The 19,727-nt window shown below is 41.1% G+C and carries 20 protein-coding genes; 9 read left to right on the top strand and 11 right to left on the bottom strand.

Annotation, left to right across the window (positions count from 1 at the left end):
• Window positions 1-54 precede the first annotated feature (54 nt).
• Complete coding sequence (locus SNE26_RS17460; RefSeq protein WP_321555203.1) at window positions 55-1,062, top strand: DUF932 domain-containing protein; 1,008 nt, start codon at window positions 55-57, stop codon at window positions 1,060-1,062.
• 293 nt (window positions 1,063-1,355) lie between these two features.
• Window positions 1,356-1,655, top strand: coding sequence for a hypothetical protein (locus SNE26_RS17455; protein ID WP_321555202.1), 300 nt, complete (start codon window positions 1,356-1,358; stop codon window positions 1,653-1,655).
• Between the two features lie 786 nt (window positions 1,656-2,441).
• Here SNE26_RS17455 and SNE26_RS17450 read toward each other — a convergent pair.
• From SNE26_RS17450 to SNE26_RS17440, 3 genes are all read right to left on the bottom strand, one after another.
• Window positions 2,442-3,053: a YdeI/OmpD-associated family protein gene (locus tag SNE26_RS17450; RefSeq protein WP_321555201.1), complete on the bottom strand. Its 612-nt coding sequence runs from the start codon at window positions 3,051-3,053 to the stop codon at window positions 2,442-2,444.
• Between the two features lie 13 nt (window positions 3,054-3,066).
• The gene (locus tag SNE26_RS17445; RefSeq protein WP_321555200.1) at window positions 3,067-3,474 is read right to left on the bottom strand and encodes a VOC family protein; all 408 of its coding nucleotides are present in this window, start codon (window positions 3,472-3,474) and stop codon (window positions 3,067-3,069) included.
• 73 nt (window positions 3,475-3,547) lie between these two features.
• Entirely contained in the window at window positions 3,548-4,450 is a 903-nt protein-coding gene (locus tag SNE26_RS17440; protein ID WP_321555199.1) for an AraC family transcriptional regulator, read from the bottom strand.
• A 401-nt stretch (window positions 4,451-4,851) separates the two neighbouring features.
• On the opposite strand from SNE26_RS17440, the gene SNE26_RS17435 reads away from it, so the two are divergent.
• From SNE26_RS17435 to SNE26_RS17415, 5 genes are all read left to right on the top strand, one after another.
• Window positions 4,852-5,328: a hypothetical protein gene (locus SNE26_RS17435; protein WP_321555198.1), complete on the top strand. Its 477-nt coding sequence runs from the start codon at window positions 4,852-4,854 to the stop codon at window positions 5,326-5,328.
• Between the two features lie 39 nt (window positions 5,329-5,367).
• Window positions 5,368-5,757: a DoxX family protein gene (locus tag SNE26_RS17430; protein ID WP_321555197.1), complete on the top strand. Its 390-nt coding sequence runs from the start codon at window positions 5,368-5,370 to the stop codon at window positions 5,755-5,757.
• A 41-nt stretch (window positions 5,758-5,798) separates the two neighbouring features.
• The gene (locus SNE26_RS17425) at window positions 5,799-6,167 is read left to right on the top strand and encodes a cytochrome c (protein ID WP_321555196.1); all 369 of its coding nucleotides are present in this window, start codon (window positions 5,799-5,801) and stop codon (window positions 6,165-6,167) included.
• Between the two features lie 144 nt (window positions 6,168-6,311).
• Window positions 6,312-6,971: an SDR family oxidoreductase gene (locus SNE26_RS17420; protein ID WP_321555195.1), complete on the top strand. Its 660-nt coding sequence runs from the start codon at window positions 6,312-6,314 to the stop codon at window positions 6,969-6,971.
• Window positions 6,972-7,493: 522 nt separating this feature from the next.
• Window positions 7,494-8,129 carry a winged helix DNA-binding protein gene (locus tag SNE26_RS17415; RefSeq protein ID WP_321555194.1) on the top strand — a complete coding sequence of 212 codons (636 nt, stop codon included), beginning with the start codon at window positions 7,494-7,496 and terminating at the stop codon, window positions 8,127-8,129.
• Window positions 8,130-8,557: 428 nt separating this feature from the next.
• Here SNE26_RS17415 and SNE26_RS17410 read toward each other — a convergent pair whose 3' ends face one another.
• The 6 genes from SNE26_RS17410 to SNE26_RS17385 form a co-directional block, all read right to left on the bottom strand.
• Window positions 8,558-10,039, bottom strand: a complete 1,482-nt coding sequence (locus SNE26_RS17410; RefSeq protein WP_321555193.1) for a haloalkane dehalogenase — start codon at window positions 10,037-10,039, stop codon at window positions 8,558-8,560.
• A 159-nt stretch (window positions 10,040-10,198) separates the two neighbouring features.
• A complete protein-coding gene (locus tag SNE26_RS17405) occupies window positions 10,199-10,975 on the bottom strand; it encodes a helix-turn-helix domain-containing protein (protein ID WP_321555192.1) in 777 nt (258 codons plus the stop codon).
• Window positions 10,976-11,909: 934 nt separating this feature from the next.
• On the bottom strand, window positions 11,910-13,289 hold the full coding sequence (locus SNE26_RS17400; protein ID WP_321555191.1) for a HAMP domain-containing protein: 1,380 nt from the start codon (window positions 13,287-13,289) through the stop codon (window positions 11,910-11,912).
• On the bottom strand, window positions 13,286-13,960 hold the full coding sequence (locus SNE26_RS17395) for a response regulator transcription factor (RefSeq protein WP_321555190.1): 675 nt from the start codon (window positions 13,958-13,960) through the stop codon (window positions 13,286-13,288). The genes SNE26_RS17400 and SNE26_RS17395 overlap by 4 nt, the downstream gene beginning before the upstream one ends.
• 145 nt (window positions 13,961-14,105) lie before the next feature.
• Window positions 14,106-15,332 (bottom strand): Na+/H+ antiporter NhaA, encoded by a 1,227-nt coding sequence (gene nhaA, locus SNE26_RS17390; protein ID WP_321555189.1) that lies wholly within the window; start codon window positions 15,330-15,332, stop codon window positions 14,106-14,108.
• A gap of 71 nt (window positions 15,333-15,403) precedes the next feature.
• Window positions 15,404-16,933: an ammonium transporter gene (locus SNE26_RS17385; RefSeq protein ID WP_321555188.1), complete on the bottom strand. Its 1,530-nt coding sequence runs from the start codon at window positions 16,931-16,933 to the stop codon at window positions 15,404-15,406.
• A 333-nt stretch (window positions 16,934-17,266) separates the two neighbouring features.
• Here SNE26_RS17385 and SNE26_RS17380 point away from each other — a divergent pair, with 333 nt between their 5' ends.
• The gene (locus tag SNE26_RS17380) at window positions 17,267-17,452 is read left to right on the top strand and encodes a hypothetical protein (RefSeq protein WP_321555187.1); all 186 of its coding nucleotides are present in this window, start codon (window positions 17,267-17,269) and stop codon (window positions 17,450-17,452) included.
• 582 nt (window positions 17,453-18,034) lie between these two features.
• On the opposite strand, the gene SNE26_RS17375 is transcribed toward SNE26_RS17380, so the two are convergent.
• The gene (locus SNE26_RS17375; RefSeq protein WP_321555186.1) at window positions 18,035-18,301 is read right to left on the bottom strand and encodes a hypothetical protein; all 267 of its coding nucleotides are present in this window, start codon (window positions 18,299-18,301) and stop codon (window positions 18,035-18,037) included.
• 351 nt (window positions 18,302-18,652) lie between these two features.
• Here SNE26_RS17375 and SNE26_RS17370 point away from each other — a divergent pair, with 351 nt between their 5' ends.
• Window positions 18,653-19,048 (top strand): DoxX family protein, encoded by a 396-nt coding sequence (locus SNE26_RS17370; protein ID WP_321555185.1) that lies wholly within the window; start codon window positions 18,653-18,655, stop codon window positions 19,046-19,048.
• A 130-nt stretch (window positions 19,049-19,178) separates the two neighbouring features.
• Here the strand turns inward: SNE26_RS17370 and SNE26_RS17365 are convergent, their stop codons facing one another.
• Window positions 19,179-19,595 (bottom strand): thioesterase family protein, encoded by a 417-nt coding sequence (locus SNE26_RS17365; protein WP_321555184.1) that lies wholly within the window; start codon window positions 19,593-19,595, stop codon window positions 19,179-19,181.
• Window positions 19,596-19,727 lie beyond the last annotated feature (132 nt).

The raw sequence follows: 19,727 nt of genomic DNA, 5'->3' as shown, positions 1-19,727 counted from the left end.
CATTATTCCAATTCGAGTTTTTAGAATTTCTTAATTCCTATAACACTTAAAGCCATGACAAATTATAATAATAACATCGTAAAGCCCAAAGTGTGGCAGGTGATCGGTACGACCATTGCCAAAAACGCCACCAGTTCGGAAGCCATCACACAGGCGGGATTAAATTTTGAGGTCATGAAACGCCCCAATTTACACGCCCTGCCAAGCGGTAACAATATCATTTCTGATAGCAGCTTTTATACATTCCGCACCGATAACGAAGCCATTTTAGGCGATAAGGTCGGTAAAGATTACCAAGTACTGCAAAACGTAGATGCCTTTTCATTTTTTGACAGTATCGTAGACGGTCAGGGAGGAATCAGGTATGAAACGGCCGGAGCGTTAGGTTACGGCTCAACTATTTTCATTACCGCCAAGCTGCCCGATTATATTAAGGTTGGGCGCAATGACCTGATAGATCAGTACTTGTTTTTAACCTCAACGCATGACGGAACAGGCAGTATTACTATCGCTTTTACGCCTGTACGTATTTGGTGTAGCAATACTTTAAATACTGCATTGAACAATTGCAGTAATTGTATCAAAATACGCCATACCGCCAGTGCTGCCGAGAAACTGAAGGGAGCGCATAAAATGTTAGGCATCAGTAACCAGCTATCGGTAGAACTGGAGGCCATTTTTAACCGTTGGGCAAGGGTGCGGATAACCGACCCTCAAGTCAAACGATTGATACAGTTAGCCATGATACCCAATAAAGAAACCTATGCAAAACTAAAAGAAGGTAAAGACGAAGAACTTTCCAGCCATTTTAACAACATGGTTAGCAGTGTATTTGATTATGCGATGACAGCCGACAGCCAGCAGGAAAATACGACCAAAGGAACTTTATTCGGCTCCTATAATGCCGTAACGGGGTATTATCAAAATGTCCGCAATTATCGTGATGACGAAAGCAAATTTAAATCCATCATGTACGGCACAGGACAAGATCGTTCGCAAACAACTTTTAACATTTGTGCAGACTTTGCTAAAAATGGCAACACTGCTTTATTGTTTAACTAATTCCGGCGGGGGGATATCCCCCTTCTTCATTCCATTAATGATAATACCATGAAAACGATTCAACAGCTTACTAATGTACAAAAAGCGAAAATCATATTTGACCTGTTCAAAAACGAAATGCCGACTTTTTTAGAATATACCCAAGCGATTGCCGATAAGTAGTTAAAGAGCAGGAAGAGTTAATAACCAATTGGACTAACCCTTTTTTGAGTTATCACCAATGGTTACAGTTATCCCAAGCGGTAAACGAAACGATTAACAGGAAAAGGAATGATCTTACAAACAGTGCCAATGTGTTTGCCGAACAGCTTTTTGAGGGGTATTTGGCCATATTCAGTAACCATTGCTTAGAACAATATGGGTTGAAAAAAGCGCTATCACCAAAATTCATCCACGCAATCAACCTGTTTTACTTGCCCATTCAATCGGCCAGTGATAATAGCGGTCAATACCTCGTATTGGAAATGCACGGCGGGCCGGAATATGCTGCCATTGTGACGGATAAGGACGGCAACACTCGCATATTTGACAATCGCCAAGATGCCGAGACAGAAGCTACTGATTGTCAGCAAGGTTTGATCGTTGAAATTTAATTAATAAAAAAGGATTAAAAATGGCCGCCCAAATCCTGGGCGGCCCCTTGCGGAGCGCAAAGTCCGTTTACTCATGTCACTCGCATTACGCCTCCTGGTTACATTAATGATTTATTTTTATCAATTTAAAATATTCATTGAATGGCGTGTGCCGAGCCATTTCGAGGTGCAAATTAAAGATTAATGTTGTGGCCGCGCCGGTTGAGGAATATTTGTTTTTATTATAACGGGTCTAATTAATGTTGAGGAGGTGAGAGAACCCATTTCCCATCTTCTTTGAGATAAACTTCAGTCACCATGAAGTACTTCGTTACCGCCTACCACGGCCACAAGGTCAATATCATTTAACAAAATGGCGGTATTTCCAAAAATATTTATCGAAGTCCTGTATAATTCAGCCTGTTTATACCAGATAAAGCCGCCTTAATCGTGTTCAATTCCTAGGTTTTACCCCAACTATCGCCCATGTGTGAACGTACTTACTCTGAAGTGTCATTAGTTTCTTAGTCTCCCTATAAATATTACTACCCATATCTATGTCGGCTGAAAGTATCTGAAAATAAAAATTAAGATTTTTTACACGAGATTGAAAATCTTGCTTTAAATATTTCGACAAAACATCGGGATAGTGACATGCTTCGGAATCGCTACCAATATGAATAATCAAATTCAAAAAAGACTCTACTTTAAAGGCAGCGTTGAGGACAAGGGTATCGGACGCTTTTCTCTGCGAAAGATTGTACGAGCTGAATGTAATCTGCTATCAACTTTCAACAATTCATGCTATTATTGATGTTTCCAAAACCTACTTTTGCCTTCAGCTATCCATTCTAAAGCTTCGTTGATTCTTTTTTGCCGCGTTTCGTCGGTCTTTGCATCGCTGATCCAAACGATGTATTCTTTGCGGAAAGAATTTGACTTACTTTCAAAAACCTCTTTTGCTTTGGAATTACCCGTTAAGGCCGCCAGGAGGTAGTCGGGCGTTTCCAGTATCTTTGGCTTGTCATTTGCCGGTTTTTCCCGCTTTACCTTGATGCCTTTTTCATTTAATAACATTGCGTCATCCAGCATAGATACGAATTCTTCATCCTGTGGCAAGTCTTCCCGTTTCCTGATCTTTCCCAAAAACTTCTGGATGGGTTTCAAATCTTTATTTGCCTTCAGACGCGGATCGGTCATCAGGCTCTCTTTCAGGAAGGAAAAAGAACAATGATTTGTATAGGATGCGAATACAAAAATGTTCTCATTCTTATATTCAAAATGTGGTATTCCCCATTTCATAACTTCGGTCACATCAGGGCAGCGTTCGTGTATAAGCATTCGCCAATGCGCCAGGATAGGCTTTGCAAAGTCCCCTGCATTTGCGATGTAGGTATCTATTTCAGAATTATGGTTCATGCTTTCTAAACTATTATGATTGCGTAAACTGACTCATGTCTACATAGGCGATTTCCCACTTATGACCATCCAGATCTGCAAAACTGTGCTGATACATAAAGCCATGATCTTTGGCAGGTGCATAGATCGTGCCGCCCAATGATTCGGCTTTGGTGACAAATTGCTTCACCTCGTCTGCTGATTCAGCGTCGAGTGCAATAAGCACTTCTGTCGAGAGCCTTGCATCGCAAATCTCCTTATCGATAAACGTTTTAAAATAATTTTCGGTGAGCAGCATAACAAAAATGCTTTCACTTACGACCATGCAGCCTGCCTTTTCATCGGTAAACAGGGGATTAAATGAGAATCCGAGATCCTGAAAGAACTGCTTGGAATTATCCAGGTTTTTCACCGGAAGATTGATAAATACTTTAGTTGCCATTGTAATAGTTGTTTTTACCACAAAGAAACATCGTTCTTTGCATTACAGTTGGTCAAAAACTTGGAAATACAGGTCAATATAATTGCTTACGCTGTTTTCGGAACTCCGAAGGGGACAACCCTATTTGTTTTTTGAAGAATTTGCCAAAATTAGCCGGGTCGGAAAAATTCAGCTTATACGCCACCTCTGTAATTTCAAAATCGGTATAGTGAATGAGTGACCTGGCTTCGGCCGCGAGGCGTCCGGCGATAAAACTTAGCGCATTCTTGCCTGAAAGCTGTTTTACAGACTGGGAGAGGTGATTAGCCGTAACGGATAACAGGTCTGCATATTCTTTAACCGTGCGTTTATCAATATAATGATTATCTATCAATTGTATAAATTTACGGAGCAGCATTTGCTGCTTATTGGTCGGCGTGATACTTATTTTAGGCGTAAAGTCCTGGAGATGGTAAAGTAAACCAAGCAATTTGACCTTAGCTTCCAGCGGCCGAGTTCTGGCTGATTTTTCATAAGCAGTAAATACCGCTTCAAAGTCTGGGGTGAGCCGATCAAATGTGGCATGATCGAATTTAAAAAGATTGGTGTGCAGCCAGTCAAACAAAGGGAATTCCTGATGGAAATCGGGTTTAAAGAAAGAAAAACATTCGGGCTTGAAGTAGATCACGTAGCCTTCAAGCGCATTGTTATGCGCGAAACTGTACACCAGGTCCGGCGAGTGAAAAACGAGGTAAGAATCCGGATCATTAACGGTCTTATCGCCATAGCTGACCTGAATTTTCCCTGAATTGATAAATAATGCGAAAAAATAAAATGACCTTTTAAAAGGCGGCCGGTATACTTGCAGGTCCTGGTCAAGCCGTTTTAACCGCAAACAATAAAAGTCGGGATCTTCCGTGCGGCCGGGCCAGGGGATCGAAGCCAGGAAATCATTAATTTCCGTATAGTAAGGAAGGTTGGTCTTAGTATTCTCCATACATGGGGGCAAAGTTTACTACGGGTAAAGTTTTCTGTTAACACACATCGGTTTTCAATGTAAGACGTGCATAAATTCACTAAGTTTTTCTAATCCGTCTGCAGCTATGGCTATTAAGGCCACAAAAAACCTAATGACGAATATAAACAACCTTTTGGTTAAATAAAAACTTTCTTAAGTAGCTATTTGGTTGGTTTATTTAAATGTAACAATTTTCGCTTCCCGGTTCCTATTGCGTAAATGAAGCGAACGAAAATTTACGAATTGTCGGCAATGTGCAATAAACGTACTCAAACCATTGATCCATAGAATAAAACGTCATAACATTTGGAATTAACAACCAATTGGTATAATATTGTAGCGAAGTTTACATCCAAATGGTTTAATTAAATTCTTTCCTAATGAACACATCATTTTTCTACCAGACATTTTTAACTATTCACCTATCGGCTCTTGCAGTGATGGCCGGATCAACACTTATCAACTATCTTGGCTTTCAAACATTATGGAAGCTGCTCCCGCAAGATGCCATCAGGGCAGAAGGCGTTTTACTCTTTTTGTCCAGGTTCGGCCGCGTGATCGGGATCGGCGCAGCTGTATTGATAATTTCAGGACTGGGAATGATGGTGCTGACAAAAGGTGTTTACGGCGAGCAACTATGGTTTCGGATAAAATTCGCCATTGTCGTCTTTATTGTTGCTAATGTTTTCGTTTACCGGCGTCGAATTGCCTTTAAATTACAGCGGCTGGTCGACATAGACCGTGCCGTGTTGACCGGGGATCTGTCTTACTATAGAACTCAAACCCGGAATTTTCATATTCTCCACTTCATCCTGTTTTTCGTCATTATTACGATAAGTGTATTCAAATTCAATTGATCTAATCGGTCTTTAATCCTTAATTATTAAAACTTTCTTATGAAAAATAAAAAACTTCAGTACGGATTTCTTAAAGGGTTCATCACCTTTTTTATGCTGTTCAGCGCTTATTACTCTTTTTCGCACCCTAAAGACCTTCAAATGCTCGGCTTTCCCGATTATTTCCGTATTGAACTGGTTATCGCGAAGGTTATAGGGGCATTTGTGTTGCTACTGTCTCAAACACCGCTGCGTGTGAAAGAATGGATCTACGCAGGCTTTATCATAACGATGGTTTCGGCCTTGATTGCTCATATTAGTACGCATGATGAAATCGGAAAAATAATTTTTGTTTCTGTGGATCTTGTTTTAGTTACACTTTCCATCAGATATGTTTCCGGAAAGGATTATGAGAAATCATCAAACGCAGAAGCGAAAGCTATTCAATAAGTATTTAAGTTCAATCCTAGATATCTTTTTTCAATCGAAACATGAAATTTAAAATAGCAACCATATTGGTCACCGCTGTATTGTTGTCAGGTTGTGATCAAACGAAGCCGAAAGACGAAGGCAGTATTAAAGCGGTAAGTCGCCTAACTAAAAGCAATCACCCTGGTAATAAAATTGAAGAGTTTCGCGACGCTGAGGCTGCTTTCCAGCAGAAATGTGCGGCATGCCACGGAGCGGACGGGACCGCAGGCATAGTTAATGCAGCCAATTTGCAAAAAAGCAACTTGGACCTGTTGGCCACGATAAAGGTCATTACAAACGGAAAGGTGGCAATGCCGTCATTCTCCGCTCAGCTCAGTGCAAAGCAGATCAAGGGAATTTCAGCATACGTCCTTTCCCTGCACAAATGATTTATATGGAAAGAATATTCGTTCGTCAAATCAAGCTCTTTTTGTTACACCGATTTCCGCGCATTGGAACATGTTGCTATTGATCATCCGACTTGACAGCCAAGTAAACAGACTCATATAAAAATAACGAAAAATACAAAACAGATGAAACTGCAAGATAATACAACCGCTCAAAGCATTGTCGTTTTAGGAGCCAACGGTGGAATTGGCAGAGAAGTTGTGAAGCAAGCATTGGCTGAAGGCCATTACGTGACCGCAATTTTGAGAACCCCAAAGAAGTTGACTATTACCCATGAAAATTTGAAAGTTATTCAAGGGAATATTTTGGACCCAAAATCTTTGCTGGAAGCTTTTGAGGGCAATGACATAGTTGTTTCGGCCATCGGTAATAATTCAATAAAAAAAACTACGCTTTTTTCTGAGGGGTCTAAGAATGTCATTGAGGCAATCGAATTTATTGGGATAAACCGGGCGTTTTTCATATCTGCCTCGGGAATTGATGTAAATCCTACGCATTCGTGGATAGTGCGGTTCGCCACCAAATATATTCTTCAGACCATATTGCGAAATGTGTATGCGGATCAGGTGCTTATGGAAAACCTCATCAAGAAAAGTCGGATAGACTGGACGATTGTCCGTCCTCCAAAGCTGCTTGACAAACCCAAAACAGGGCTTTACAGGGTATCAACCCAAGGGTTTTTAAACAACGGACTCTCGATCTCCAGAGCGGATGTTGCTCATTTTATTTTAAACAACTTAGACAACAGTAACACTGTACATAAGACTGTTGAGATCGCTTATTGAAGGAATTGGCCGGATCACGCAAGTTGAGTCAATGTAGTCGAAGCATGTGTTCCGGTTTCGCTAAATAGCAGAACAGAACCGGCAATAAATTAGCTGCTGTATTGCTGCGTTAGCATATGGAAACGGATCCCTGTTGTGCAGATGAGTTCCGATAGCCCGCATTTATATGCAAAAGTCAACTGTTGCCACGCCTCCTGGTTTCATCCCCTTATGGCCAAGTAACTTTAGTGAACACAAGATTTCAAATCACAACGAAGTAATGTGCCTTTGCCGGCATTCCGGAAGCGTCAAGAAAGCCCCCGTTCGGAATATCCTTCCTTTCCCAAATTGAAAATACAACTTCCGGAAATCAATATCGACATTCTATATCTAAAAAAGCAAACGCTTTTCAGAAATAAACCTCCCGCACATATAAGTTAGATAGCCATTTGGTTTGTTGCCCCCGCCTAATTTAAACCACATTGTTATGAATTAAGACTTTATTCCATTTTTTTATATTTGTTACCAAATGGATATTTGGAGATGAATAAAACGGTCGAATTAGTTAAAGTATGGGGTGCATTCGAAGAGCAAAACCCGGGAGCGACCTTGGAGGACTTTTACCGCTTCCAAATTGCACAAAGCCCCCGGGACGAACCATATTTCACGGAGGCTAACGGGAAACTTATTCCTGACCTCGCCGGGAGGTTTATTATACTTGTCCGACGGATCGGCAAGTTCCATATCTTTTTTTCGAATAAGGGGTTAGAAGGTACCGGCTTGGGACAGGTGGAAGAATTTGGCCTCCTGGTCACCATTTTTAACATGGGCAGCCCGATCAAATCTGAGACGATCCAAAGTAATATCATGGAACTTTCAAGCGGAAGCAATATGCTTATCAGATTGAAAAAGAAAGGATTTGTTAATGAGTTTTCCGACAAGGATGATAAAAGGGTGAGACGACTTAAACTAACTGCCAAAGGCGAAGACGTTTTAAAGAACGCGGTGGCAATTGTTCAACAAGCCGCCCACCTGTTGGCGGACGGGATGAGTGAAGAAGAGATGCAAAGCTGTATCGAGTTATTGAAACCCATAGATGCCCGTATTTCTGATATTTACCAAAAGCATAAAAACAAACCATTAGACGAGATCTTTCCAAAGAAGATATTAAAAAAGTAGCTATGTATATACCGGACTTTCGTTTGACTATCGCCCAAAAAGCCAGCCACCAGTGAAATTAATCTCCCGCAATATAGTGGGGCCTGATTGCTGCAAAAAAGTGACAACATTGGGGATATCCCCGCATTTCCTACCCTACGGGCTACCGGGTCAGGCAGCCTGCTTCTTTGCCCGGAAGAGACTTTGTAAACACAGCTTGTTTGATAGAACCAGGCGCTATTGAATAAAGTTTGGTTGCCGCGTAACTAACTCCCCTTGCATGGCCTAATGTAATAAGTTCGGGGCTGATTAGGCGGTCTAACCTAAAAGCCTGAATCGAATGACGGATCTGAGCACTACACAAAAAACGATTAGGTAGGTTTGTACGAAATAAATCAAAAACGGGCAGCTGTGAGCTGCCCGTTGAAATACCCGAAGGAGTTTAGACATTATTCTTTAACTTTTGCAGGCGGGCCCGGCACCAGGTTTTGCGGGATCGCACCAATCTGGATCAGTACACCCAAACGATCGCCCTGCATCCAGGCATTGATGATTTTACCGTTGCGCAGCTGATAAATAACGATAGCGTTGTCGGTTACCGTTTTATTACTCGCTGCGATACCGCGGAACGGCCCTGAGTTTGTCGCAGTCCACGTCCAGCGTAACGTTACTTTATCATCCTCAGCAATCATGTCCATGATCTTCCATTCGATATCAGGAAAGCCATCGATCACCGATTTTACGGCTACTAAAAATCCGGGTACACCCTTTTCGCCTTGGATACCTGTATAATCTTCGGAAATAACCGTTGACAGGTCCTCGAATCTCCGGTTTTTTAAAATGTTCTCGTAAAGGTTACGAACTATTTTTTTGTTTAATTCAGCATTTGTATTCATCGTTTTATTGTATTGTTGTTTATTTATTTTTGTTAGCCAGGTTGACAGGGCCATACCAATTTCGTCCGGCGAATCTTCCTGCACATAATGCCTGCCTTTTGCGGTAACCGTCACCTGGTTTTTCCAGGTTTTACAGAAAGCCCGTGCCGAGGGTGGCATAGTGCCGGGATCAGCTTCTATGTATAGCTTGGGAATATCACTGGTTGAGAGCCAATTGCCATAGGTTGTTACAATTTTTGCGATATTTTCAGGCTGCCCGTCAAGCGGCAGTTGTCTCGCCCAGCTTAGCATGGCACGTCTCGATTCACCCGGCTGCAAAAAGGGCTTCCGGTAATTTTCCATTTCTTCGGACGATAGCTTGCGAAGTACTGTACCCGGCAGATTGATCTCAATAAAAGAGTTCTGTTTAAGAACCATATCCTCCCCTGCAGGTGAGCGCAAGGCGGTAAATATGTTTTGCGCCTGCGGCGGCATATCTTTCATTGAATAGGGTGCTACGATCGCTTCCATATATGCGATGCCTTTCACGGCCTCAGGATGACGATACGCCCAGTCGAAAGCCAGTGCAGAACCCCAATCGTGCACAACGAAGGTAATCTTCTGGTTCACGCCTAATTGTGAAAGCAGTTCGTCAAGGTATTTGCGCTGCTCTTCAAAGGTATAGGAGTTGGGCCCGCTGTTGGGCAGTTTTTCAGAATCGCCCATTCCTACCAGGTCAGGTGCAATGCAGCGTCCCTGTCCCTGCAGGTAAGGGATGATGTTCCGCCACAAATACGATGAGGTTGGATTGCCGTGCAGAAATACGATCGGGTCGCCCGCACCGGTTTCGACATAGGCCATCTTTATATTCGATACGGTCTTATACTTCTTCTTGTAGGGGAAAGCTGCGCTGATAGCTTTCTTTGAAGCTCGATTTTCCTGTTCCATAGCTGGTGTGTTATTTTGTTGATTTGAATTTTGCCCGAAAGATGCCTTGCCAGCAAGGGAAAGCGATCCTGTGATGAATGCGGTTAAGATGAATTTTGCTGTTGCCATGTCGTGTGTTTTTGATAGAACTGTACAGCAAAATTATCCGGTCAGTACCAGTGGGAATTGTAAGAAATCATTGATTTTTAATAAGTCGATAAGACCATTCCAGGAAAGCGGCCAAGGCGGAGGGACCGGCAGGTTAGACCGGAATATACAATAAAGGAATCACCAGACTTTTTGGGCGCCGTTCCTAAAGAATTCACCAGGCGTTTTCCCGGTGAACCTTTTAAAGTCCTTGATGAAATGTGATTGGTCGAAGTAGTTCATTTCGTAAACCAAGTCCGTTAGTTTGTTAACTGTAGGGTACATCTGTATAGTTTCCCTGAGTTTGATGATGGCCGAGAAATGTTTAGGTGTGGTGCCGGTCAGTTTCCGAAACCGCTTTTCAAAGGGGTCTATGCTGATGTTCAGTAAACCCGCCAGTTTGCGGATATTAGTTTGCCCTTTATCTTTTTTGATCTGCTGAACGGCATAGGCGATCAATTTGTCGCTATCGGTATTGGACAGGATACCAAGCAGGAAGCTTTCAACGATCATGATCCTTTGCTGATCCGTCCTGGCCTCGTGCAGATTGGATTCAATTTCGTTTACTATATCATTAGGCAGCAAGTCTTCCAGAGATATCGAAGCCCCGAAAATTTCATAGAATGGCAACCTGAAAAAAGCGGCTGCGCCACCTTCCCGGAAAAGTATCAACAGCGTTTTCGCGCCTTTCGGATAGGCAATATTGCGTGCTGAAGGAGAGATGCCGGTAACCAGCGTTCCCGGCGGATTCCTTAGGAAACCGCCGATGTTGACCAATGGCATATTGAACCGGAAAGCGAGCACAATGGCGGTGTCCGGCAGCACATAATTGGTTGCGGCTTCCTGGCTTTCCACTATCTTATACTCCCGGATAAAGCGGCTCAAAATGGCAGATGGAAAATACGTTTCAATCTTCATGGCCGGAATTATTGTACGGCGCTTAAACGGTTTGAGAATTAAAGCGCTGTGTTGAAAAATATTTAAATTTAAAGATATTTAATAATCGTCTGAAATCGTAATATATGGCAGCTCTGTTCCTTTTTTCCGCATGAAGCAAAGTACCGATTAGACGAGCTTACAAAATTGTAAAAAATCATTAATCGTGTTTAAGTGCTAAGAGATTGATCTATTCTGCTGGCGGCTCACCCTGATCCGTGAAAGGCTCTTATCCTCCAAATACGCCGGGCAGCATGTAATTTTCGAAAGCTAAGTTAAAGCGTTAGAAGTTTGTTCGGATTAATAGCTTTCACATTATTTCCAGGTGGCCATAGATTGCGCGGTATATGTTATTAGGCACTACTTATCAGATATACACCGATGTCATGATAACGTGTAAAGACAACATAATTAGAAAACAATCCCCTAAATAATAGTATAATCAATTTTTAGAATAGCTTATTTGTCGCAAGGAAACTCAGAACAGTCATTTGAAGAAATAACAAGGAAATAGGAATAGAAATTAAAGATTAGTAAATTCTGCGTCTAAATTTCCTATTCTTCGTAAATTTTCAATGAAATGATTCGAAAAAAGCCCAGCCTCCGGAGCAAACGCTCGCAAGTTGCTAAACACTTGCGAGCGTTTTTCATTTATTTTAGTATAAAGCAATTATTTCAGTTCTTTTCTGCATTAGTGACAGAGTCAAGTAATGAGTATAATATAATGAATGCACATTTTATTATACTTGCATCGAAAAAGCATATCGGTTTATAAGAATAAAATCCGTGCCATAACAGCCCGGAGTAAGCCCTGCGCAATGAGAGAACGGATGATGCAAATTAAGATGCTCAACCAGGGTTGGGTTTGGGGGAGTTACTCTAAATTCAGTGAAGCCTGAAGTTGACACAGTTTATTTTACAGACTCTCCTGTAACGATGAAAACGATAGATATACCTGGTTGGTGTTCTGATCGATGATATTATAGATAACGCGGGCTTTATGATATTCGAGTACCCGCTTAACAATACTCAATCCAATCCCGCTTCCCGCAATGTTTCCAATGTTGCTCCCCCGGTAAAAGGCGGTAAAAAGAGTGGCTGTATCTTCTATTTTCGGAACTTCACCTGTATTGGTGATCAGGAGTTCTATCTCTTTGTCATTCTGCCTGATCAGGCACTCCAATAAATGATTATCAGAATAGATATATGCGTTTTTAAAAAGATTTAACAGCGCTATTTTTAACAAGGTTTCGTCACCCGAAATTTCCGGTTCTGTCGCACTCCCCGTATGGTTTTCAATTTCAAACTTTAATTTAAAATCCGGGAAAGCTTTTGACAGGTCGGCTACGGTATTAAATATCAGTTCATCCAGCCTGATCTTGGTGAAAGAGAATTGATGTTCACTGCTGTTGATGTCGGCCAATGCCACCAGTGAACTGATGATTTCGGAAAGTTGAAAGGTATCTTCAAAAATGCTGGTCAGATTTGCTCTCCAGATTTCGTTTATGCCTGGCTGGTGAATTAAATTCTCCAATTGTGCTGCTACCCGGGCCACAGGTGTACGCAATTCATGGGAAGCGTTACCCGTAAATTCCTTTTGCCTGTTATAGGCATTGTCAATCCTGTCCATCATCTGGTTAAAGGAATGGGCCAGCGCATTGATTTCGTCTTCCCGTTTGGCTTCTGATAGCCTGACTTTCAAATTACTATCCGTTATTTCCTGTATTCTTTTACGGAAGCTATCCAGGGGTTGCAATGCTTTCTTACTTAAACTGAAGGATAAGAGCCAAACAATGGTTGTTCCTATCATAAAAGCGCCTAACAGCAGGTATTTTAAATAATTAAGTTTATGGTTGTCATAGGTGTCTTCGGCCGAAACCACTACGTAATAATGCTTATGATCATAGGTGTAATATAGCCCAAGTACATCATACTGATCTGTCTTTTTAAATATCCGTTGTTTTTTCCTAATTCGATCAAGATCTGTTCTTTTTAAATTTACGGTTAGGGTATCATTGCTATTGTAAATGAGTTTATAATTTTCGTCATAGATCTGGGTGTTTTCCTTGTAGAGCTTATTGATACTGTTACTGTCGATGATCTTTTGCATCTTGTAATCGATCTCTTTCACCTCGATCAGCAGCTTTGCCGTTGTTTGGGCTTTCTCGGCCATTAATGCTGAAAATTCATCCTGCCTGAAATGGGCAAAAAGCAGGTAAACCGTTAGCGTAACCGTCGCTAAAAGCGCCGAAAAAAGGCAGCTGAAAATAAATGAAAAACGCTGTTTTAAATTCATTTGAGATAATAACCAAATCCTGCACGGGTATGGACCAGTGGTCTGTTAAAACCCTTATCTATCTTGTTTCTTAAATAATTGATATATACTTCTATGGTATTGGTTCCCGTTTCAAAGTTAATATCCCATACCCTGGTCGCTATGGTTTGCTTGGAAACCGGTTTGCCCTCTTCCATCGCAAGTAATTCAATCAATTTATATTCTTTAGGAGTCAGGGCGATTTCCTTCCCGGCCCTGGTTACCTTCATTTCACCAGTATAAATAATAAGGTCGTCAATTATAAAGCTTTGTTTGTTATCGGTACGATAACTTCTCCGCAGGAGGGCATTAACGCGTATAAATAATTCTTCCAGGTGAAAGGGCTTAACGAGATAATCGTCTGCACCGGACTCAAATGCAATGATTTTACTTTCCACATCGCTATAGGCCGTTAACATTATGATCGGTTTGGTTTTATCCGTTATGCGGATTTTTTTACATACCTCAATGCCGTTAAGGGAGGGGACATTTACATCTAATATAAACAATTCATAATTTTCAGTCTGGAGATGCTTGAAGAATAACTTACCATCGTAGACTACATCGCAAAGAAGGCTCTTGCTGTCCAAAAAAATCTTGATTTCATTGGACATTTTATAATCGTCTTCTAATAGCAAAATTTTGTAAATCATGTATAATGAAGAGATAAGTGTAAAACGTAATGGATAATAACCCAATATACAGATAAAGCTTCGGTTGATTAGTCCGAAGCTTTAAGTAGTTTCAATTATTACCCTAAAATAAAAGACCCAAAACAAGATATATCGTAAATATAACTTATCCTAATTCCAGTTCCAGCTTGCCTTCTGCTGTTGAAGGGACTTGCTCTGTTTCACCCGCGTGTTCAAATTTCATGTTGACGCTGATGATCAGAAAGTAAGCCATGCTGAATATTAACGATAGTAAAACGCTGACCAATATGGCAACTTTAGCGATATCCTGAAAAGATTCGGCTTTAAAAGCCAGCATCGTGGTGAATATCGACATCGTGAAACCAATGCCAGCTAAAGTTCCCATCCCAAAAACCTGTTTCCACTGTACGTTGCTTGGCAAACTGGCAACTTTGCAGGCAACGAGTATCCGGCTAAACAGGAAAATGCCGATGGGTTTGCCAATCACCAAACCGAATATGATACCCAGGCCAACAGTAGTGCCTAACGAGCCTATAATATGGTCTGGTAATAATATAGCTGTGTTCGCCAGGGCAAATAACGGAATGATCAGGAAGTTTACCCAGCGATGTATGGCCTTTTCAATTTTTGGCAGTTCCGCAACGGGTGTGGCGAAAGCCACCAAAACGCCGACAATGCTTGACTCTATTCCCGAGTTAAAAAAAGCATACCAAAGTGCAAGGGAAAGTACAATTTGCACCGGGCCAAATTTGATCTTTGCATAATTGACCGCGAACAATGCCGCATAAAGTAGACCGCCGATACCCAAAAATAACCAGTTGATATGCCCGCCATAAAATAGCGCGATAACAACGATGGCCCCCAGATCATCAATAATGGCCAGCGCCATCAGCAGTATTTTTAAACCTACAGGTATTCGTTTACCCAGTAAGGAGGCTATCCCAACAGAAAAGGCTATGTCGGTGGCGGTTGGTATTCCCCAGCCGTGCGTGTAGCTGGTGTGTAGGTTGAAGGCCACAAATATCAGTGCAGGTACGGTCATGCCGCCCAGGGCGGCCCCAAATGGAAGCACCGCCTTCTTGAAGGATGAAAGCTCTCCGCTTACCAGTTCGCGTTTGATTTCCATTCCGGCCATCAAAAAGAAAAAAGCCATCAGGAAATTGTTGATCCAGCTTAAAAAGTTTTCGGGCAAGGGTATAGATGAAAGGGTTACCAGGTCCCCATGCCAAAACTGTTTGTAAGCAGCTGCGAATCCCGAATTGGCCAGGCACATAGAAAGTATGGTGCAGGCAATTAACATCAGACCGGTAAAACGGCTGTCATTAATCAAGATCCTTAATGGATTGATGGCTTTTAATAATATCCTTTTCATGTAACGTTCCCTTTCCTTTAATAAAATTACCTGCCCCTCGCAGGCAGGTAATTTTCAACTTTCAAACTTAATTAATCGACGTAGCCCAAAACACCCATTTCTGGTATGTCCAATCCGGCAACTTCGTCTTCCGCTTTTACCCTTATTGGGGTAATTTTATTTGATATCTTGAAGAAGATATACATCACGATGAATACAAAAACACCGCAGGTGAGCGTACCTACGCATTGCGCGCCAAACTGGCTGGCATCACCATAAAATAAACCTTTTACCGGGCCTGCAACGCCATTCCAGCCATCGCCATAAGAGCCGTCGGCAAATAAGCCCAATGATAATACACCCCAGGCGCCATTTACACCATGTACCGCGAAAGCACCTACAGGATCGTCTATTCTTAATTTGTTATCCATTAAATGAATGGTTAAAACTACCAGGCAACCCGCTATAGCACCGATAATAACCGATGATATCGAGTTTACGAAAGCACAGGGAGCTGTAATAGCCACTAAGCCGGCCAGCATGCCGTTGGCCAGCATACCTGGATCCGGTTTCTTTTTCTGTATATAAAGAAGTGCCAATACTGCAAGCGTTCCAGCGGTGCCAGCCATCATGGTATTAACCGCAACAATGCTGATACGGAAATCGCCGCCGGCTAACGTTGAACCAGGGTTGAAACCAAACCAACCCAAAGCCAGAATGAATGTACCCAATAGAGCCATTGGTATATTGTGACCGGGAATGGTATTTGCAGTGCCATCGGCATTGAATTTGCCAATACGCGGCCCAATAATGATAGCACCTGCCAGAGCAGCTACTCCGCCCACCATGTGAACAACTGATGAGCCTGCAAAATCAACCATGCCATGGCCTAAATGAAAGTTAGCACCTAATTGAGACAACCATCCGCCGCCCCATACCCAGTTGCCATATAAAGGGTATACGAACATAGAGATGAACAGACCGAAGATGAGGAATGATTTAAATGACCATCTTTCAGCCATTGAGCCTGTAGGGATGGTAGCTGTAGTATCCATGAACACCATCTGAAACAGGAACAATGTAAATACACCTACATCATACACCTTGCTGTTCAGGAAAAAGCCTACAGAACCTGCAATGCCAAAGTCATAACCGAATAAGTGCACGACAACTTCATGGCTAACTACACCGGGAGCGCCACCTAAGGTAGCCGCATTTAAGGCACCGCCAAACATAAAGGCAAAACCACATATCCAGAAACCAAACATACCCAATGCGTAAACTAAAAAGTTCATGCCCATGGTATGTGCTACATTTTTCTTTTGCGTAAAGCCTGTTTCAACCAGCGCGAAGCCGGCCTGCATGAACATTACCAGGAAACCTGCGATCAGCGTCCACATGATGTTGATGGCGATTTTGTTATGACCAACAGCGTCGCCAAGTTCAGCGGCTGTTGGAGCGCCAGGCTTGGCAGCAGTAACATCAGTTATAGTTCCTGTTTTTGCACCAGAAGCATCCTGCGCAAAAGAGCGAACAGGTTCGATTAAAACAAAAGCAATGAGTAGGATCATACCTAAAACAAGGTATGCGGGGATTTTTTTTTGTAGAATTTTAATTTTCATGTGTTAAAAGGGTTAGTTTGGATTGACTTATATGTAGATTTTAAGCTTTCTTTAATATTTAATCGAAATAAAAGGCATTGGTGTTCATTTTTTACGATTTATAAATGACTAGCGCTAAAAATACACATTAATGAATTGTTAAAACATTAGAAAAACCTTAGAATTTTAATTTGTAACAATATAAATGTGCTATTGTGATAGATTTATAATATTAAATTAAATGTTTGTTGTTTTTTTACGTCTTTTTTCATTTAAAATAGCAAAAAAATAAATTATTCATAAAAAACCAACGCGGAAAATAAGTTTTTCATGATAAAATATTAAAAATTCACCATGATGGCCTTGACAATTATAAAAATCGCCCTGTTTCTTTGTTTTATCTCATTGCCGCTTATTCCATTGGAAAAACGCAAACGTGAAGAAACCACCGGAAAGCAGTCAATTGAAGTCCATTCTAAATACAGTGTCAATGAGGAGGGTTATATTGTTTCGAATGAGGAAGAGAAAAGAGAAATTTAGTAGTTATATACTATAAGCAATTAGCATTCTGATTGTCTTGGAATCCGGCAAAAAAGAACGACTTAAATTCACGGCCAAAAAGTTTTATTCATTCCCTATTCAACATTAATTGCTTTTTCTTTTTATTGAAGAATAAACAATATTTTGAAAGTATATTTTTTGTACCTTTTCGTTTCCAGTTGTCAATACCCCTTAATTATTGCCGAAAGGTGTTTGAAAATCAGAATAGAGTCCATTTGAGGAAATATCAATGAAATTAGAAGAAGTATTTAGAAATTGTCAGAATCTCCACCGATATGTCCAATTTTTTGCAATTTTTCAATAAATTGGTTCGAAAAAGGCCCAGCCTCAGGAGCCCACAATGGGCAAGCACGGTAAAACGGTTGCTTGCCCATTCTTTTATAGCATAACTTATCGTTAATAAAGTAAGCATACAAACCGCTTGTTTGAACAACTCGATATGCAGTTATTCAAAAGCGAACCTTTTGGGATTATTGGGTTAATTAATATTCTGTTTGTAAGTTATTGATTTTTAGTGCTTGTGGGGCGCTCAATAATCTGTCCAGGCAATGAATCCCGTTGTTATCCCTGGTGCTTAGGCACGCCGTTAGGGTCCATCCATATAAATTCCCAATGGTGGCCATCCAGGTCCTCAAAGCTGTGTTGGTACATAAAGCCATAATCGCTGGCCGGATTAGACATCGTGGCACCTGCCTCTGCTTTGTCAACCATTTCATTAATGGCATCTTTAATATCGGCAGATAGGGCGATAGAGCAATCTACCGCTTTATGGGCATTTACAATTTCTTTTTTAGTAAAAGTCCGAAAAAAAGTCTCTGTCGGCAGCATTACTTAAATGGTATCGCTCATGATCATGCAGGTTGCTTTCTCGTCGGTAAATTGCGGGTTAAAGGTATAACCGAGTTTGGTAAAAAACTCTACGGATCAGTTGAGCTCTTTAACCGGTAAGTTCACAAAAATAAGTTGCCATAAGTGTTTCTGATTTAGTGTATTCAAAGGTACAACGATGACATATACGTATAAATGTGCAGAAATGACAAGTTAAAGGTGATATAAGATAGTCGGGTTCCGGATTGTCCGGCCGGCGGGTTAGTTTGTCTGCTTCGTGCTGAAAGTACTTAAATATTGGTTGTTTTTGCCGCAATTTTGAGTCATCAAACAAATCAAAAACTACATATCATGACAACAAAAACAGTAAAAACAATCTATTGGATAGGAGCAGCATTAACTTCATTATGGTTTGCAGCAAGCGGGTTTGGCGAGCTTACTAAAAACCAGTTTGTATGGGACATAACCTTAAAATTGGGCTATCCTCCACACTTCATTTACATTCTTGGTGTTGCCAAACTTGCGGGCGTAGCTGTCCTTTTAACGCCAAACAGGTTGCTTAGATTAAAAGAATGGGTATTTGCAGGTATTTTCTTCGATATCATATTTGCTTTTTTATCCAAAATTGCCGTACTCAATTTTGCTGCCACCATAGATGCTATCGTTGCATTTATTATGGTAACAGTAACCTACGTTATGTTCCGCAAATTGTATTCTGCAACATACGTAGCACCGGCCGCTTTATAAAGCAATATGTTAAACTGCAGCCGTATAGCAGGTTCATAAAAGATATCGATCATTTCAGGCTTATAATAAAAAAGAGGCTTTTCATTAAGCCTCTTTTTTATCGCTTTCTTTTTTGCCGGAGATGCAGTTTTTAATCTTCAAGAACAGGCGCGTCTTTTATTTTCTCCAGCACGGATGCCGGTAAATATGGCCTGCCGCCGGTTGCAGGTACGCAGGTGCCTGTAAATACAGCTTTGGTCATTACCTTGTTATTGCATATGATAGATTGCTTAAAGTGCAGCTTGGGCAAGCCTCCTTTATCGGTATATAAGGTGCAGGTAACCTTAAACTCATCCCCCTTTTTTAATGACCTTAAGAAGCTGATGCTATAGTTTGACAATACCATATAAATGCCGTTTTTAGCTTCGGTTTCAAAATCGAAGCCCAATATTTCCCTGATATAATCATGCCTGCAGTATTCCATATAAAACGGATAATATAAACCATCCATAATTTCCTGCACATCTATATGTTCATCTTTTGCAACATAGGTTTTTGAGTATTCCATAGTAATTAATTCTTCTTTGTTATATCGCAAAGCTATTGAACTTTTCGTTTCAGGAAATAACCAAAATTTTCGATCTGAAATTTAGTACATAAGCCTGACAGTATCCGGTTACCGGCTTTACATCAGGTTAGT

Source organism: Mucilaginibacter sp. cycad4 (assembly GCF_034263275.1).
Taxonomy (GTDB): domain Bacteria; phylum Bacteroidota; class Bacteroidia; order Sphingobacteriales; family Sphingobacteriaceae; genus Mucilaginibacter.
This window is presented reverse-complemented; position numbering and strand designations above follow the sequence as displayed.

Excerpts from the sequence above, each read along its gene's own strand:
- SNE26_RS17425 (WP_321555196.1), top strand. The coding sequence starts at position 5,799 with ATGAAATTTAAAATAGCAACCATATTGGTCACCGCTGTATTGTTGTCA.
- nhaA (WP_321555189.1), bottom strand. The coding sequence starts at position 15,332 with ATGAAAAGGATATTATTAAAAGCCATCAATCCATTAAGGATCTTGATT.
- SNE26_RS17420 (WP_321555195.1), top strand. The coding sequence starts at position 6,312 with ATGAAACTGCAAGATAATACAACCGCTCAAAGCATTGTCGTTTTAGGA.
- SNE26_RS17385 (WP_321555188.1), bottom strand. The coding sequence starts at position 16,933 with ATGAAAATTAAAATTCTACAAAAAAAAATCCCCGCATACCTTGTTTTA.
- SNE26_RS17445 (WP_321555200.1), bottom strand. The coding sequence starts at position 3,474 with ATGGCAACTAAAGTATTTATCAATCTTCCGGTGAAAAACCTGGATAAT.
- SNE26_RS17365 (WP_321555184.1), bottom strand. The coding sequence starts at position 19,595 with ATGGAATACTCAAAAACCTATGTTGCAAAAGATGAACATATAGATGTG.
- SNE26_RS17460 (WP_321555203.1), top strand. The coding sequence starts at position 55 with ATGACAAATTATAATAATAACATCGTAAAGCCCAAAGTGTGGCAGGTG.
- SNE26_RS17430 (WP_321555197.1), top strand. The coding sequence starts at position 5,368 with ATGAAAAATAAAAAACTTCAGTACGGATTTCTTAAAGGGTTCATCACC.
- SNE26_RS17450 (WP_321555201.1), bottom strand. The coding sequence starts at position 3,053 with ATGAACCATAATTCTGAAATAGATACCTACATCGCAAATGCAGGGGAC.
- SNE26_RS17405 (WP_321555192.1), bottom strand. The coding sequence starts at position 10,975 with ATGAAGATTGAAACGTATTTTCCATCTGCCATTTTGAGCCGCTTTATC.
- SNE26_RS17440 (WP_321555199.1), bottom strand. The coding sequence starts at position 4,450 with ATGGAGAATACTAAGACCAACCTTCCTTACTATACGGAAATTAATGAT.
- SNE26_RS17395 (WP_321555190.1), bottom strand. The coding sequence starts at position 13,960 with ATGATTTACAAAATTTTGCTATTAGAAGACGATTATAAAATGTCCAAT.
- SNE26_RS17415 (WP_321555194.1), top strand. The coding sequence starts at position 7,494 with ATGAATAAAACGGTCGAATTAGTTAAAGTATGGGGTGCATTCGAAGAG.
- SNE26_RS17435 (WP_321555198.1), top strand. The coding sequence starts at position 4,852 with ATGAACACATCATTTTTCTACCAGACATTTTTAACTATTCACCTATCG.
- SNE26_RS17410 (WP_321555193.1), bottom strand. The coding sequence starts at position 10,039 with ATGGCAACAGCAAAATTCATCTTAACCGCATTCATCACAGGATCGCTT.
- SNE26_RS17375 (WP_321555186.1), bottom strand. The coding sequence starts at position 18,301 with ATGCTGCCGACAGAGACTTTTTTTCGGACTTTTACTAAAAAAGAAATT.
- SNE26_RS17380 (WP_321555187.1), top strand. The coding sequence starts at position 17,267 with ATGATGGCCTTGACAATTATAAAAATCGCCCTGTTTCTTTGTTTTATC.
- SNE26_RS17370 (WP_321555185.1), top strand. The coding sequence starts at position 18,653 with ATGACAACAAAAACAGTAAAAACAATCTATTGGATAGGAGCAGCATTA.
- SNE26_RS17400 (WP_321555191.1), bottom strand. The coding sequence starts at position 13,289 with ATGAATTTAAAACAGCGTTTTTCATTTATTTTCAGCTGCCTTTTTTCG.